This is a genomic window from Pantoea allii, assembly GCF_002307475.1.
Lineage (GTDB): Bacteria > Pseudomonadota > Gammaproteobacteria > Enterobacterales > Enterobacteriaceae > Pantoea > Pantoea allii.
The window spans coordinates 40,553-53,861 of record NZ_NTMH01000015.1 but is presented as its reverse complement, the minus strand read 5'-3'; the positions used below and the strand labels follow the sequence as shown (position 1 = coordinate 53,861).

Below are 13,309 nucleotides of genomic sequence, written 5' to 3'. Positions count from 1 at the left end.
CTGACCCCATGCCGAACTCAGAAGTGAAACGCCGTAGCGCCGATGGTAGTGTGGGGTCTCCCCATGCGAGAGTAGGGAACTGCCAGGCATCAAATTGAAAACCTGCACGTTACTTCGGGCAGTTCTCTACTCAAAGAGAGTAGGACAAAAGCGAATGCTTTTGAACGCTGCAGAGCAGCGGCCCGAAGGGTGAATCACAGCGTGATTCATCAACTGCCAGGCATCAAATTAAGACCAGTACGCTGGTCGTGACCTTACCGGTGACGCGGAAGGGCGAAACATCTGATATCAGAACGTTTTTCTGACGTCAGTACAGAATCGGTGGAGCGGTAGTTCAGTTGGTTAGAATACCTGCCTGTCACGCAGGGGGTCGCGGGTTCGAGCCCCGTCCGTTCCGCCACTTAATTGGAAAGCCCTGACTTAACGGTCAGGGCTTTTTCCATTTCTGCGCGGAAATTTTCAGTAGTGTTCTACGCAGTTGCAGGCTCTACGTCAGCAGGCACTTAAAACACTCAGGCCGACGTAGCTCTGTCAGGACTTTAAAGAGAGCTGATGCAGCAACTGTGTCTGCACATGCCAGGGCTGCTTCACCACCCACTCACTTAGAAAATCAATGAAAGCGCGAACACGCTGGGTGACGCCAAGATCGCTGTAATATACGGCGTTAAACGGCATCTCTACCGGCAGCCGCTGCTCGGACATGATTTCCACCAGACTTCCTTCTTCTATTTCTTTATGCACCATGTAATCAGAAAGACAGGCGATGCCATTGCCGTCAAGGCACAACTGCTTGATCGTTTCCCCGCTGTTAGAATCAAGCTCTGAACGAATGCCATAGAGCTCACCACCTTCACAGGCTACGGGCCAACGGTTAAGACGAGGCGCATCAATAAAACCAAGACACTGATGGTTATCCAGATCGGCCGCGCGTTGAGGGATGCCGTATTTTTCCAGATAGTCAGGTGACGCAATGAGACGGCGATAGCTGATAAAGAGCAACCGTGCTCTAAGGCCTGAATCCGTTAAGCTTCCTGCGCGGATCGCCACATCAACTTTACGCTCGATAAGGTTAATAAAGTTTTCAGAAGAAATAAGCGAAAGGTCTATTTCCGGATAGCGTTCCCGAAAGGACTTTATCATCGGCAGAAGCAGATGCAGTATGACCGGCGTTGCCGCATCTATACGCAATAACCCCTTCGGCATCTCACGGCTTTCTATTAACTCATTTTCCGCAGCGGTCATGACCTGAAGGAAATTTTGAACCTGATGAAAATAGCGTTCCCCTTCCTGAGTTAACGCCAGATTCCGGGTGGTACGTGTAAGCAAAGCCAGGCCTAATTTGTTTTCCAGCTTTTTTATCGTACGACTCACGGCTGAATTGGCCATCTGTAACGTCTCAGCGGCCCGACTAAAGCTTCCACTTTCAACGACGCTCACAAATACTTTCAGTTCTTCAGACGATGCCTTCATGGTTTCTCTTCACGTGAAATAGCCTGTAAGACCAACATGACTGTTATTAAAGCACAGCCTCTACCGGAGCCCTTGGCGTAGAAGGCTTTTTCATTATATCGAGGCATCACCAGTCTGCCATTTTACAGCGGATGAGAGAACGGAGAAGACGTTGACGCGGCCATCAGGTGCCGGATATCACTGAAATAAAACGGGGTAGGGTGAGAACAATCGGCAGCATCCATTGAAACTGCGTACTAAAATCCCTATAACAGATAAGTCACACGAATTTTTGAACGATTAGCCAGGCGGGAAAGTGCGCAAAAAAACCTATGCGATGAGATATGTAGCCGGACAGCCAGCGGAAAGGATCTTTCCCCCGGGTGCAATGTTTCATCTCGGTCAGGCGTTGCCTCCTGGCGCACCGCTCCCTGCCGATCCCAATCTTAAAGTGCTGGTATGGAATATCTTCAAACAGCAGCGTGCCGACTGGATGTCTGTACTGGAAGGATTCGGCAAAGATGCACATCTCGTTTTACTACAGGAAGCGCAGACGACGCCTGAGCTTATCCGCTTTGCCACCAGTAATTATCTGGCGGCCGATCAGGTTCCTGCTTTCGTGTTGCCTCAGCATCCCTCAGGCGTGATGACGCTGGCTTCCGCTCACCCAGTCTACTGTTGTCCTTTGCGCGAACGAGAGCCGCTGCTAAGGCTCTCTAAATCGGCACTTGTCACCGCCTATCCGTTACCTACCGGCGAAACGCTAATGGTGGTAAATATTCACGCCGTAAACTTTAGTCTGGGCGTGGACGTTTACAGCAAACAACTGGGCCCCATTGGGGAACAGATCATCCATCATCGTGGGCCGGTGATCATGGCCGGCGATTTCAACGCCTGGAGTCGCCAGCGAATCAATGCCCTTTACCGTTTTGCTCACCAGATGCAACTGGAAGAAGTGATGTTTACTGCCGATCACCGACGCAAAGCTTTTGGCCGACCGTTAGATTTCGTGTTCTATCGCGACATGCGCGTCAGCGAAGCCTCTGTGCTGGTCACGCGCGCATCCGATCATAATCCTTTACTGGTCGAGTTTAACGCCAAAAGGTAAGGATGATGGCGGGAGTCTTACTGTCAGGGGGAGGGCGGAAAAGCGCGAGGTCAGGCAGATTGCGGCAGAATCGAATAAGAAAAAAGGCTGACAAATGTCAGCCTTTTCAATGTATCAGGTATCTGGCGTTGCGTTATTCTTCACGAACAACGTTAACTCATCGCCAGGCTGAATATCTTTCGCGTTACTCACAACCCTGTTCCAGCGCATCACGTCTTTAATGTTTACGCCGTGACGACGGGCGATACTGTCAAGAGAATCACCTTTACGAACGCGATAGGTGATGCTGTTGCCATTATCCGCCAGGCTGGTGCCATTCGATCCGACAGTCAGTACCTGACCTGGACGAATACTGGCACTGCGCAGATTGTTTTGCTGCTTCAGTGTTGCAACACTGACGCCTAACTTATTCGCGATTCCCGACAGGGTATCGCCATTTCGCACTTTGTAACCGCCATCGCCACTGGCTTTCGCCAGTTGGGTCGGCTGTACTGCTGAGATATCACCGGAAGCCAGTGAATCACGCAATTGTGCGACATTAGACTTCGGCACCATAATGTAATGTGGCCCATTTGGTGCTGTCGCGCCGCCTTTGTATCCGGTATTAAAGCTCTTTAACTTATTGAGCGGCATACCAGCCATTTCTGCGGCCTGCGTCAGTTTAATCTGCTGGCCTACTTCAACACGTGCTAATGCGCGGTTTTCATTAGGCGTCGGCAGTTTAATTCCGTAACGCTTGTTGTTCTTGAGAAGTTCGCTCAAGGCCAACATTTTCGGGACATAAACCGTGGTTTCACGTGGAAGCGAAAGATGCCAGAAGTCGGTGGGCTTGCCGCGCGCCTTGTTCTGTTTAATCGCTTTTAGCACACGTCCTTCACCACTGTTATAAGCAGCAACTGTCAGAAGCCAGTCACCGCCGAACATGGTGTTGAGACGCTGCATCATATCCAGCGCAACCTTGGTTGAGGCGACAACGTCGCGACGACCATCGTAATAACGGTTCTGTTTTAAACCATAGTTTCGACCCGTACTTCCCACAATCTGCCAGATGCCAGCGGCATTTGCAGACGAGGTTGCATGAGGATCAAAAGCGCTCTCCACTATGGGTAGCAGTACCAGTTCCATCGGCATCTTACGTTTCTTAATCTGCTCGACTATCCAGTACATGTACGGCTCTGCCCGTAATGTTACATCGTGGAGATAGCTCTTATTTTTTAAAAATTTTAATTTTTGTTCGCGGATTCGCGGGTTTTCCGGAATCCCCATCTTCAACTCGTCACTAATGAAACTCCAGAGATCACTATCTTCTGCGAGGCCAGTTCCATCTTCCTGCCATCGCGGCGATAAAAGTCGATCACCGTATTTTCCATTTTCACTTTGACCAGCTGAAGACAGACTCTGTGCATGCTGTTCGGGGATATTGGCGTCATTCCGTGATGCCTGACATCCTACCAGCAAGACCGAGGCGAGTAATATCGCTTTAGCCTTCATATGTGTGTCAATAGTTCGTTCGCTTAAAAGACGAGCAACTATACGTGACGGTGCTTCACAACACAACCTGAAAAATCAAAAACGGTCTTTCTTCTCGCGTAGAACGGCAAATGTCTGCCATACCGGCCCAACCTCTGAATCAAGGTCTAAAGCACGTTGTAAATCAGGATCTTGCGTTCTGAGAAATAAATTTATTACGCGCTCGTGGGCCAGTTTTGTAGGTAAAGTAATACGGTTTTCGGCCCGTAAGTCCTTAATTTTGTGGTATTCAGCCGTTATTTGCGGGTCGTGGGGTAAAATTGCAGCAGAAAACTTCAGATTGGATAAAGTATACTCATGTGCGCAGCACACCAGAGTCTCTCCTGGAAGCTTATTAAGCTTTTGAAAAGATTCATACATTTGTTCTGGCGTACCTTCGAATAACCTTCCGCAGCCGCCTGAAAACATCGTGTCCCCACAAAAAAGATAAGGCGAACTGTAATATGAGATATGTCCTAAAGTGTGCCCCGGGGTAGCGATGACCTCGAATGACAGACCCAAAATGTCAAACTCATCCCCTTCACTAACAAGGTTTTTTGCGCCTTTGTCCGCCGTTTCCTGTGGACCGTAAACCACAATGTCGGGGAAGTGTTCACACAAGGTTTTAACGCCGCCGACGTGGTCATTATGGTGATGGGTTAACAGAATGGCTTCGGGCTGCCAGCCGTTCGCGTGAATCTTCTCCAGCACCGGCTGGGCTTCACCAGGATCAACAATCAGGCATTTTCCCTTGTCATCTGTTAACGTCCAGATGTAGTTATCTTGTAATGCAGGAATACTGGTAAGATTCATAAAACCCTCTCGCTGGCCGTAAAAAAGGAAAATGGTAAAGCATGAAGTCCGCTAAAACACGCCAAATCCTGAACGCGCCACTCTCATGGCGCGACATGCCATGGGGAGTCTACTTCCGCGATGCACTGACACAGCAACTTCAGCCTTACCTTGGAAAGCTGTACGGCTTTCATATGCTTAAGCTTGGCAACCTCAGCGCAGAAATCAACACGGAAAATTGCGCTATCTCACATCAGGTCAGTGTTGGCACTGAGGGAGAACAGTTACAGGTACTAGCCAATCCCGCACAACTGCCGTTTGAGTCAAAATCGGTTGATGCCTGCTTACTGGCACATACGTTGTCATGGAGTCAGGACCCCCATCGGATATTACGGGAAGTCGATCGTGTGCTAATCGATGATGGCTGGATGATCATCAGCGGCTTCAATCCGTTCAGTTTGCTGGGGATCAGTAAGATGGTGCCGGGCATTCATCGTAAAGCGCCCTGGAGCAGCCGCATGTTTAGTCAGATGCGTTTACTGGACTGGCTGGGCTTGCTGAATTACGAAGTGGTTTTCCGCACGCGTTTCCAGGTGTTGCCCTGGCATCGACAGGGGGGGAAAATGATCAGCGCTCATTTACCCGCGTTAGGTTGCCTGAACATTGTCGTGGCGCGTAAACGAAGTTTTCCGCTCACGCCCACGAAGGCGCGGATGAGTCTGAGCAAAAGGCAATTACCCCAGACCGTCAATGCGACGCGCCAGTTTCGGCAGGCTAACGATCAGGATTCGGGCTGATAGCCAATATCATCAAAGGCCGGATTGTTAGCCGCACTGCGCGCCAGTTCATCACAGCGTTCATTTTCGGGATGGCCCGCATGGCCTTTAACCCATTCCCACTGAATCGTATGAGTGCTGAGCGCAGTATCAAGCCGTTGCCATAAATCGACGTTTTTAACGGGCTTCTTTTCGGCGGTTTTCCAGCCACGCTTCTTCCAGTTATGTATCCATTGCGTAATGCCCTGGCGCACATACTGACTGTCGGTACTCAACACCACATCACAGGGCTGTTTCAGGGCTTCCAGTGAAACAATGGCCGCCATCAACTCCATACGATTGTTGGTCGTCAGGCGATAACCCGCACTGAAGGTTTTTTCATGCTCTCCGTAACGCAAAATTGCGCCATAACCACCCGGACCTGGGTTGCCGAGACAAGATCCATCGGTGAAAATCTCTACCTGTTTACGCATCTCTGGTAGACTTCCTTCTGACAAAACGCCAAGTCTGACATAAAACGAGCCCTATGAGCACTGCAAATAACCGTCAAATTGTTCTCGATACTGAAACCACCGGTATGAATATGATCGGGGTACATTATGAAGGTCACCGCATCATTGAGATAGGTGCGGTTGAAGTGGTTAACCGTCGTCTGACGGGGAACAACTTCCATATGTATCTGAAGCCTGACCGGCTGGTCGATCCTGAAGCGTTTGGCGTTCACGGTATCGCCGATGAATTTCTGCTGGATAAACCATCGTTCAGCGATATTGCCGATGAGTTTCTCGACTACATCCGCGGGGCGGAACTCGTTATTCATAACGCGTCGTTTGATATCGGCTTTATGGATTACGAGTTTGGCAAGCTTCAGCGCGGCATTGAAAAAACCGAAACCTTCTGCAAGATAACCGACAGCCTGGCGATGGCGCGCCGCATGTTTCCTGGCAAGCGTAACAGCCTTGATGCGCTGTGTTCGCGCTATGAAATAGATAACAGCAAGCGTACGCTGCACGGCGCACTGCTTGATGCCGAGATTCTGGCTGAAGTCTTCTTAACGATGACCGGTGGGCAGACGTCGTTGTCGTTCTCGTCGGAAGAGGAGCGAGCGCGCCAGCAGCAGAGCGAGGGCATTCAGCGTATCGTTCGTCCCAGTTCAGGCTTGCGTGTCGTCACCGCCAGCGCGGATGAAGTTAACGAACACGAGTCACGCTTAGATTTGATTATGAAGAAGGGCGGCAACTGCCTGTGGCGCGTCTGAAAGCCAACGTTTTGTGTGTAAAATCAACATTGGGGCGAAAATAGCAGCAAACGGAATGTTACGCGGGGAAAAGCGTTGACGCGTAAAGACGTTGTGATTAATATGCGCCTCGTTCCCGACGGGGAACAAAGCGCGGAGCGGTAGTTCAGTTGGTTAGAATACCTGCCTGTCACGCAGGGGGTCGCGGGTTCGAGCCCCGTCCGTTCCGCCAAATTTTGACGCCATGCTGGTTATCAGCATGGCGTTTTTGCTTTTTAGCGACTGAAAGCACGAAGCATTCCCCCCTTTACTCACTCGTCCAAAGCGTTAATGCTGCCAAACAGAAGATGCTGTGCCCGCAGCAAAACCTTGCTCTCGCTTATGCACTATTAACGCGTTCGCAGAACTAAATAATCAACTGCTGACGGTTAAATGCCTGATTCCAGTCATGGCTGAAATCATCAATGGCGTGCTTTGCCAGAGGGGAGTTAAACATTTCACACATAACATCGACAGGCAATGTAACAGCCGCCGCTCCCGCCAGCAGACAGTCTGCCACCTGAGTGGTGTTTTTAAAGCTGGCAGCGAGTATTTTGCAATCCATCTTGTGCAGTTGAATAAACTGCTGAATATCTGAAATGGCCTGCTTTGCATTAATATTGTTATTTTCCATGCGATTAAAATAGGGCGCAATATAATCAGCGCCTGCGAAGGCCGCTAACATCGCCTGTGACGTGGAATAAACCGCAGTACCTAACGTTGGAATGTTACGCTGTTTCAACTGAGTCATTGCGGCCAGCCCTGCACGATTGACGGGTATTTTTACGACCATATTGGCGCACATTTCATGCAGATACTGCGCTTCGCGAATAATATTTGGTGTATCGCTTGCTAAAACCTGAGCAAAGATAAGTTTCTCCTCACCCAAAATAGTCCGGATGTCACTGATTAAGTGCGTCAGTTCGACGCCAGATTTAGCAACCAGCGAAGGGTTGGTGGTAACGCCATTGACGGGTAAAATTTTTACCATCTCGCGAATAGCAAACGTATCTGCACTATCGATATATAATTCCATATTCCCTCTCAGGTATTCTGGTGTTTCAGTCACTCGCTCATGAATGTCATTTATGCAAATCATAGATATTGATGGCCCCGACTAACTTACCTTGTTGGTTAACCACCGGTGCCGCGCTAATGCGTCGGTCATATAATTTCTGCGTAGCCGCCGCAACGCTGAGGTGCTCGGCCAGTTTATAACCGGGACGTGTCAGGAGTGGCTCAAGTTGATCGTCCAGCTTTTTACCTGCCAATAAGGCACGACGCAGGTCGCCATCAGTAAAAATACCCTCAATATCATTGTTATCATCGCAGGCAATAACAATTCCCATACCGGTGCGGGTAAGTTCTTCCATCGCATCTAAAACGGAGGCGTTTTTATTGACGCGAGGAATGCGGCTACCTTTTCGCATGAGCTGCGTAACCGAATTAAGTAAGCCTGCACCTAAGCTGCCGCCGGGGTGGGAACGGGCAAATTGCTCTTCGTTGAAATCGCGTGAACGCATCAGTGCCATCGCCAGGGCATCGCCGATTAACAGTGTATTCACGGCGCTTGACGTGGGAGCAAGCCCCATCGGGCAGGCTTCACGATTGACAGCAAGGTGTAAAACGCAGTCGGCCTGTTGTGCCAGAAAGGAACTGGTAACGTTGGTTATCGCAATAATGGGTACCTGGAGTGCCCGCAGTGCAGGAATAATTATCTGCAGTTCAGCGGCCCTGCCCGAATTAGAGATAAAGATAAATACGTCATGAGACGTAATCATACCAAGGTCGCCATGCAAGGCCTCGGCGGGATGCACAAAAAAAGCCGGTGTACCTGTGCTGGCCAGCGAGGCGGCTATTTTTTTACCAATATGACCGGATTTACCGATTCCTGAAACAATGGTTTTCCCCTGACACTGTAAAATCAGCTTGCAGGCTTGTATAAACTCACCATTTAAACTATTAAACAGATTCTGAGCTTCGGTAATTTCAAGCGAAAGCGCCTCTCTGGCATAGTCCAGCAGCACTTCTGGATTATTCATCATCACCTCCTGCGACAATGACGTTGATTTTTTTATCCGCTAATTGTTGAAGGTAATGAGCAGTAATACCGGCATCCGTGATAATGGTATCAACCTTATCCAGGCTGCAAACAACATTCGGACTTTTGCGACCAAACTTGGATGAGTCAGCTAACACAATAATCTTGTCAGCAGCCGCGCACATCGATGTGCTGACGGCATGAACTTCATTAAAGGTGGTGATCCCCATATCCAAATCAATGCCATCGGCGCCAATAAATAACTTATCAAAGTTAAAAGAGCGGAATGCTGACTCGGCAAGCCCTCCATGAAATGAAGCTGACTTTTTTCTTAACGTTCCGCCAGGCATTAAAATGGTCTGATCGCCATCTAATTCCATCAGCGCATTCACAATGTGTAGGCTGTTTGTCATAACAGTAATGTTATTGAACGGCTTCAGATGCCTGACCATTTGGAGCACTGTGCTGCCGGTATCAAGGATCAGCGAATCACCATCGTTAACCAGTTGTACGGCCGATTCAGCAATGCGCCTTTTCCTGTCACTGTTAATATGTGTTTTATGGTCGATAGGTTGATCGCCTTCTTCATGGCTCAGAATGACGCCACCGTGAATACGAATAACCTCACTGCGCTTCTCCATCTCGGTCAAATCTTTACGAATAGTGGTGCCTGTTGCTTTAAAATGTTCGATCAGATCGCTAATTGTGGTTTTGCCATTTTTTTGTAGATAGGCAAGGATGGCTTCCTGTCTTTGTCGCGGTTTCATTGGTAAAGCCTTATCTGAAAGGTGTTTTTTATCAAAATTAAAGCAGTGCTGTAATTTTCATCCTGCTTTCAATTTAACACATTACTCTTTCATTGATATGGCGGAAAGTAAGGCTTTTTGACACGTTTCACGCTCAGGAAAAATTTTTTTCGCATCTATATCATTAAGATAACAGCCATTTAACAAAGGTAGCGCGCGTGGACGGGCAAAAACGGTGAAACCTTTCATAATGACAGCCGATATGATTCGTCCTTTTGTATCTACAGCGAGTGCGATAATAACGCGTGGTTCAACATTGAAGCGGGTAGATGCTGAACGCCCAATTCCGACTCTGCCTTGCTGAAATAAGCCATCTAACATGCGGTTAAAGCTTCGTAGCTGATACCAGCCAAACAGCGTATGTGCCAGCCATGCTAAAAGTGCTACAGCAATTATCCCGCTACTCATCGTCTTCTCCTGAGCGATGCCTGCTAATCATGATCGGGTCGATCAGAACATCACCTGACCGCCCGTGATGTTGATAGACTGTCCAGTGCAATACGAGGATTTATCACTGGCATAAAACAACAAGACATTCAGGACATCCTGATACTCGCATCCGCGTTTGAGTGGCACTTTCGCAATATAACTGGCTTCAACTTCGTCGGGCGAGATGCCCAATTTTTTTGCATACTGGGGGAGCAGAGATTGAAACATCGGCGACTTGAGCAAATTACCCAGCATCAGTGAATGTACCGTGATGCCATAATCCGCTAAATCAAGTGCCAGGGACTGTGTTAATCCTACCCCGCCAAATTTAGCAGCACTATAGCCCGAATTATGTTTACTGCCTGTTTTACCCGACTTTGAATTAATCTGAATAATGCGGCCTGGAATATTATCGCGAATCATCAGCCTGGCAAATTCACGCGCGCAAAGAAAATAACCTACGAGATTGACCTGCAAAGATACTTCAAAATCTTTTAACGCAAAATCAGTGACGAAGGAGGCTTTTGCCATGCCGGCACTATAAATCATCACATTGACCTGTTTAAAGATCGTATCGATATTGCCAGCAAGCTCAATAACACTTTTCTCATCTGTTGCATCAACCTCAAACCCCACGGCCAGATCAGCGCCATATTCGGCGTTAATTTCTGAGGCAACTTTTCTGGCGTTTTCACCCTTCAAATCTGCTACGGCAACGCGGTAGCCCGCTTCGGCCAATCCTTTCGCCAGAAACGCACCCAGCGTTTGCCCTCCACCGATTACAACAGCAACTTCAGACATAACAGGCTCCTAAGCAAAGAGTTTGACGGATGTTTCAGGGGTGATCCTTTCGGGCGCTTTTCCACTGACATGGATTGATCCGGGTAATTGCGCTATTGACTGCCCATCGAAAACGACGGTGATATGTCCCAGCTCGCGTAGGTTCTCAATCGCGACCTCACCGATAGCGGTCACTGGATAACACCTTTCTCCCAGCTGTAGGGTTGAACCCGTTACAGGATGTCCCATCAGCATGCCATGCTGATGAATAAAGCAATAATCCTGAATATCGGCTGGTGCGCCTTCCCGAAATAAAATCATCATGTTTTCAAGCAGCGCATCGTGGGCATTTATGCCAACTTTGATTATTTCAGTTTCAAAGTGCGTCATGACTTTTCTCCAGAAGGTTAACGTTCAGTGATAAATAAAAGCAGAGACTGCCCAGGCAATCAGCACAGTCGGTGCACCGGTCAGAAAACGGCCTACCAGTACAGAAGGAACCCCCACGCGCACGGTGTCCTGTTTCGCCTCCGCCAGCGATAAACCGACAGGAATAAAATCCGCAGCAGCTTGTGCATTGATGGCAAACAGGGCAGGCAGGGCAAGATGGGGCGGAATATTACCCAGTCCGATCTGAACGCCAATAAGTACACCGATAACCTGGGCAATCACCGCCCCCGGTCCTAAGAACGGCGACAGTAGCGGGAACGAACAAATTAACGCCAACGTGATTAATCCAAGCGGATTGGTGGCTAGTGGGGTCAGCCCGTGGGCAATCATATCCCCCAAACCTGAGGCCATGATGATTCCAATGATGGCAGCAACGAATGCCATAAAAGGGAGAATAGTCTTGAGTACGGTATCGATTGTATCGCGGCCGGCCTGGAAAAATTCGGCGACGATGGTCCCCATTCCCGTGCCGATTTTTGCCAGTAAACCGTCGCTTTGCTCGGTGATTTTTTTACTCGGATCGTAATCTTTACCCGTAGTTGAATCACACGGTGCCAGGGCAGCAAGCTTTGCGTCATGCTCGTTTACCCGCTCTTTACTGTCATGCTGCTCTTCATTGACGATGCTTATATTCTCAGGCTTAACACCAGAGACATAAATGTTCTCCAGAATATATTGCGCCAGCGGTCCGGATTTCCCCGTGGCATGGATATTCACAGTGGGAATACCGCGTTTGGGATAAAGACCACAACGTAGCGTGCCACCACAATCGATGATTGCCAGGCCAATCTCATCAGCGGGTGGTTCACCTTGTTTAAAACCATCTACGGCTTCCCAACCGGTGATTTCGCTGAGCCTGTCCACAATTGACGGTCGGGTGCCTGCTGTGATGTAAACAATTTTTTTCCCAGGTGTTATATCAAGTTGTAAAGGGCCGCCCCAGCCACTGCTTCCTTTCTCGATACGGATTTGTGTCGTCATTTTATTTTCCGCCTTTATTAAAGCTGAACGTTTTTGTCGAGCTTAATGCCCATCTTTTTTTCAAACAGGCTGGTGGTGAGATCGGTAATCCAGCCCCGAAAAAAATTAGTAAAAAGTCCAACCAGAAAATAGCTAACAGCAAGGGGGCCTAAGGGCAAACCTAAGGTTGTCAGGCCACTGGCAACGCCTAAATAAACAAAAAGTTCGCCTGGATTAACATGAGGAAATAATCCATTCATGGAATGGCAACTGTACGAAGAGGCCGCGTAGTATCCTGGCTTGTATTTTTCGGGCATAAATCGCCCCAGGCTGAGTGTCATAGGGTTACAAAAAACGAAGGTGCCGATAAGCGGTAAAAGCAGATAGCGTGAAACAGGGTTGCCCGCACATTTTTGTGCCAGTCGCTCAATTCGATGCTGCCCTACGAATCTGATCAACGCGTTCATTACGACTAATAAACTAATTAACAAAGGTAAAATTCCTGTCACCATGCCGACAAAAACTTCACCTCCTTTCTGGAACAGTCCAATAAACCATTCCGCACCAAAGGTGATTGCATCAATCATGTTGCCACTCCTTTAAGGTTGCCTGGATTTTCGCGCTTGCTACGCCTTAACTCGCAAAAAAATATAATCGTTTTGAATGGATAAATATTTTATATAGATCACAAATAAATTATTTAACTTTCAATTTGAACTATTTTTTGTTTTGAAATGAATTTTTTGTCTGGTGGGGGCATCGCATTCTTTGTTTGCCGTTGCGACAGGGTTAGCTGACTCTGTAAAGGTTTATGCTTATGATTTTTAAGTTTTTTATACCTACTGAGTTTCAGCTGGCAAAGACAGGATCAATGCGAACGCGGAGCGTTTCTACGAAAGAGGGAGGGCTGATATGCATCAAGATAGCGTGTTG

General features: G+C 48.4%; 15 protein-coding genes, 2 tRNA genes and 1 rRNA gene. 6 read left to right on the top strand and 12 right to left on the bottom strand.

What is annotated here, in order from left to right:
• Together rrf and CMR03_RS05730 are read left to right on the top strand one after the other, a co-directional pair.
• Positions 1-88 (top strand): 5S ribosomal RNA (rrf, locus tag CMR03_RS05735); the annotation flags it as partial.
• Between the two features lie 235 nt (positions 89-323).
• Positions 324-400: transfer RNA gene (locus CMR03_RS05730), tRNA-Asp, on the top strand.
• Positions 401-531: 131 nt separating this feature from the next.
• On the opposite strand, the gene yafC is transcribed toward CMR03_RS05730, so the two are convergent.
• Entirely contained in the window at positions 532-1,470 is a 939-nt protein-coding gene (yafC, locus tag CMR03_RS05725) for a DNA-binding transcriptional regulator YafC (protein ID WP_063878498.1), read from the bottom strand.
• Between the two features lie 295 nt (positions 1,471-1,765).
• On the opposite strand from yafC, the gene CMR03_RS05720 reads away from it, so the two are divergent.
• Entirely contained in the window at positions 1,766-2,557 is a 792-nt protein-coding gene (locus CMR03_RS05720) for an endonuclease/exonuclease/phosphatase family protein (protein ID WP_063878499.1), read from the top strand.
• Positions 2,558-2,671: 114 nt separating this feature from the next.
• Here the strand turns inward: CMR03_RS05720 and mltD are convergent, their stop codons facing one another.
• Together mltD and gloB are read right to left on the bottom strand one after the other, a co-directional pair.
• The gene (gene mltD / locus CMR03_RS05715) at positions 2,672-4,048 is read right to left on the bottom strand and encodes a murein transglycosylase D (RefSeq protein ID WP_096011048.1); all 1,377 of its coding nucleotides are present in this window, start codon (positions 4,046-4,048) and stop codon (positions 2,672-2,674) included.
• A 75-nt stretch (positions 4,049-4,123) separates the two neighbouring features.
• The gene (gloB, locus tag CMR03_RS05710) at positions 4,124-4,879 is read right to left on the bottom strand and encodes a hydroxyacylglutathione hydrolase (RefSeq protein ID WP_096011047.1); all 756 of its coding nucleotides are present in this window, start codon (positions 4,877-4,879) and stop codon (positions 4,124-4,126) included.
• Between the two features lie 41 nt (positions 4,880-4,920).
• On the opposite strand from gloB, the gene CMR03_RS05705 reads away from it, so the two are divergent.
• Positions 4,921-5,655, top strand: coding sequence for a class I SAM-dependent methyltransferase (locus CMR03_RS05705; RefSeq protein ID WP_063878502.1), 735 nt, complete (start codon positions 4,921-4,923; stop codon positions 5,653-5,655).
• On the opposite strand, the gene rnhA is transcribed toward CMR03_RS05705, so the two are convergent.
• The gene (gene rnhA, locus CMR03_RS05700) at positions 5,640-6,107 is read right to left on the bottom strand and encodes a ribonuclease HI (protein WP_096011046.1); all 468 of its coding nucleotides are present in this window, start codon (positions 6,105-6,107) and stop codon (positions 5,640-5,642) included. The genes CMR03_RS05705 and rnhA overlap by 16 nt on opposite strands.
• A 53-nt stretch (positions 6,108-6,160) precedes the next feature.
• Between rnhA and dnaQ the strand changes: the two genes are divergently transcribed.
• Together dnaQ and CMR03_RS05690 are read left to right on the top strand one after the other, a co-directional pair.
• Entirely contained in the window at positions 6,161-6,892 is a 732-nt protein-coding gene (dnaQ, locus tag CMR03_RS05695; RefSeq protein ID WP_096011045.1) for a DNA polymerase III subunit epsilon, read from the top strand.
• A 134-nt stretch (positions 6,893-7,026) separates the two neighbouring features.
• Positions 7,027-7,103 (top strand) — tRNA-Asp (locus CMR03_RS05690).
• A gap of 174 nt (positions 7,104-7,277) precedes the next feature.
• On the opposite strand, the gene CMR03_RS05685 is transcribed toward CMR03_RS05690, so the two are convergent.
• From CMR03_RS05685 to srlA, 8 genes are all read right to left on the bottom strand, one after another.
• Positions 7,278-7,946: a transaldolase family protein gene (locus CMR03_RS05685; protein WP_096011044.1), complete on the bottom strand. Its 669-nt coding sequence runs from the start codon at positions 7,944-7,946 to the stop codon at positions 7,278-7,280.
• 46 nt (positions 7,947-7,992) lie between these two features.
• Positions 7,993-8,952, bottom strand: a complete 960-nt coding sequence (locus tag CMR03_RS05680; RefSeq protein ID WP_096011043.1) for a KpsF/GutQ family sugar-phosphate isomerase — start codon at positions 8,950-8,952, stop codon at positions 7,993-7,995.
• Positions 8,945-9,718 carry a glucitol operon DNA-binding transcriptional repressor SrlR gene (srlR, locus tag CMR03_RS05675; RefSeq protein ID WP_063878507.1) on the bottom strand — a complete coding sequence of 258 codons (774 nt, stop codon included), beginning with the start codon at positions 9,716-9,718 and terminating at the stop codon, positions 8,945-8,947. Before srlR ends, CMR03_RS05680 begins: the two co-directional genes overlap by 8 nt.
• Positions 9,719-9,799: 81 nt before the next feature.
• Complete coding sequence (locus CMR03_RS05670; RefSeq protein WP_063878508.1) at positions 9,800-10,165, bottom strand: transcriptional regulator GutM; 366 nt, start codon at positions 10,163-10,165, stop codon at positions 9,800-9,802.
• A 42-nt stretch (positions 10,166-10,207) separates the two neighbouring features.
• Positions 10,208-10,987, bottom strand: coding sequence for a sorbitol-6-phosphate dehydrogenase (srlD, locus tag CMR03_RS05665; RefSeq protein WP_096011042.1), 780 nt, complete (start codon positions 10,985-10,987; stop codon positions 10,208-10,210).
• 9 nt (positions 10,988-10,996) lie between these two features.
• Positions 10,997-11,356: a PTS glucitol/sorbitol transporter subunit IIA gene (locus CMR03_RS05660; RefSeq protein ID WP_063878510.1), complete on the bottom strand. Its 360-nt coding sequence runs from the start codon at positions 11,354-11,356 to the stop codon at positions 10,997-10,999.
• 24 nt (positions 11,357-11,380) lie between these two features.
• On the bottom strand, positions 11,381-12,397 hold the full coding sequence (srlE, locus tag CMR03_RS05655; RefSeq protein WP_063878511.1) for a PTS glucitol/sorbitol transporter subunit IIB: 1,017 nt from the start codon (positions 12,395-12,397) through the stop codon (positions 11,381-11,383).
• A gap of 17 nt (positions 12,398-12,414) precedes the next feature.
• The gene (gene srlA, locus CMR03_RS05650; protein WP_013024730.1) at positions 12,415-12,963 is read right to left on the bottom strand and encodes a PTS glucitol/sorbitol transporter subunit IIC; all 549 of its coding nucleotides are present in this window, start codon (positions 12,961-12,963) and stop codon (positions 12,415-12,417) included.
• Positions 12,964-13,309: the final 346 nt, after the last annotated feature.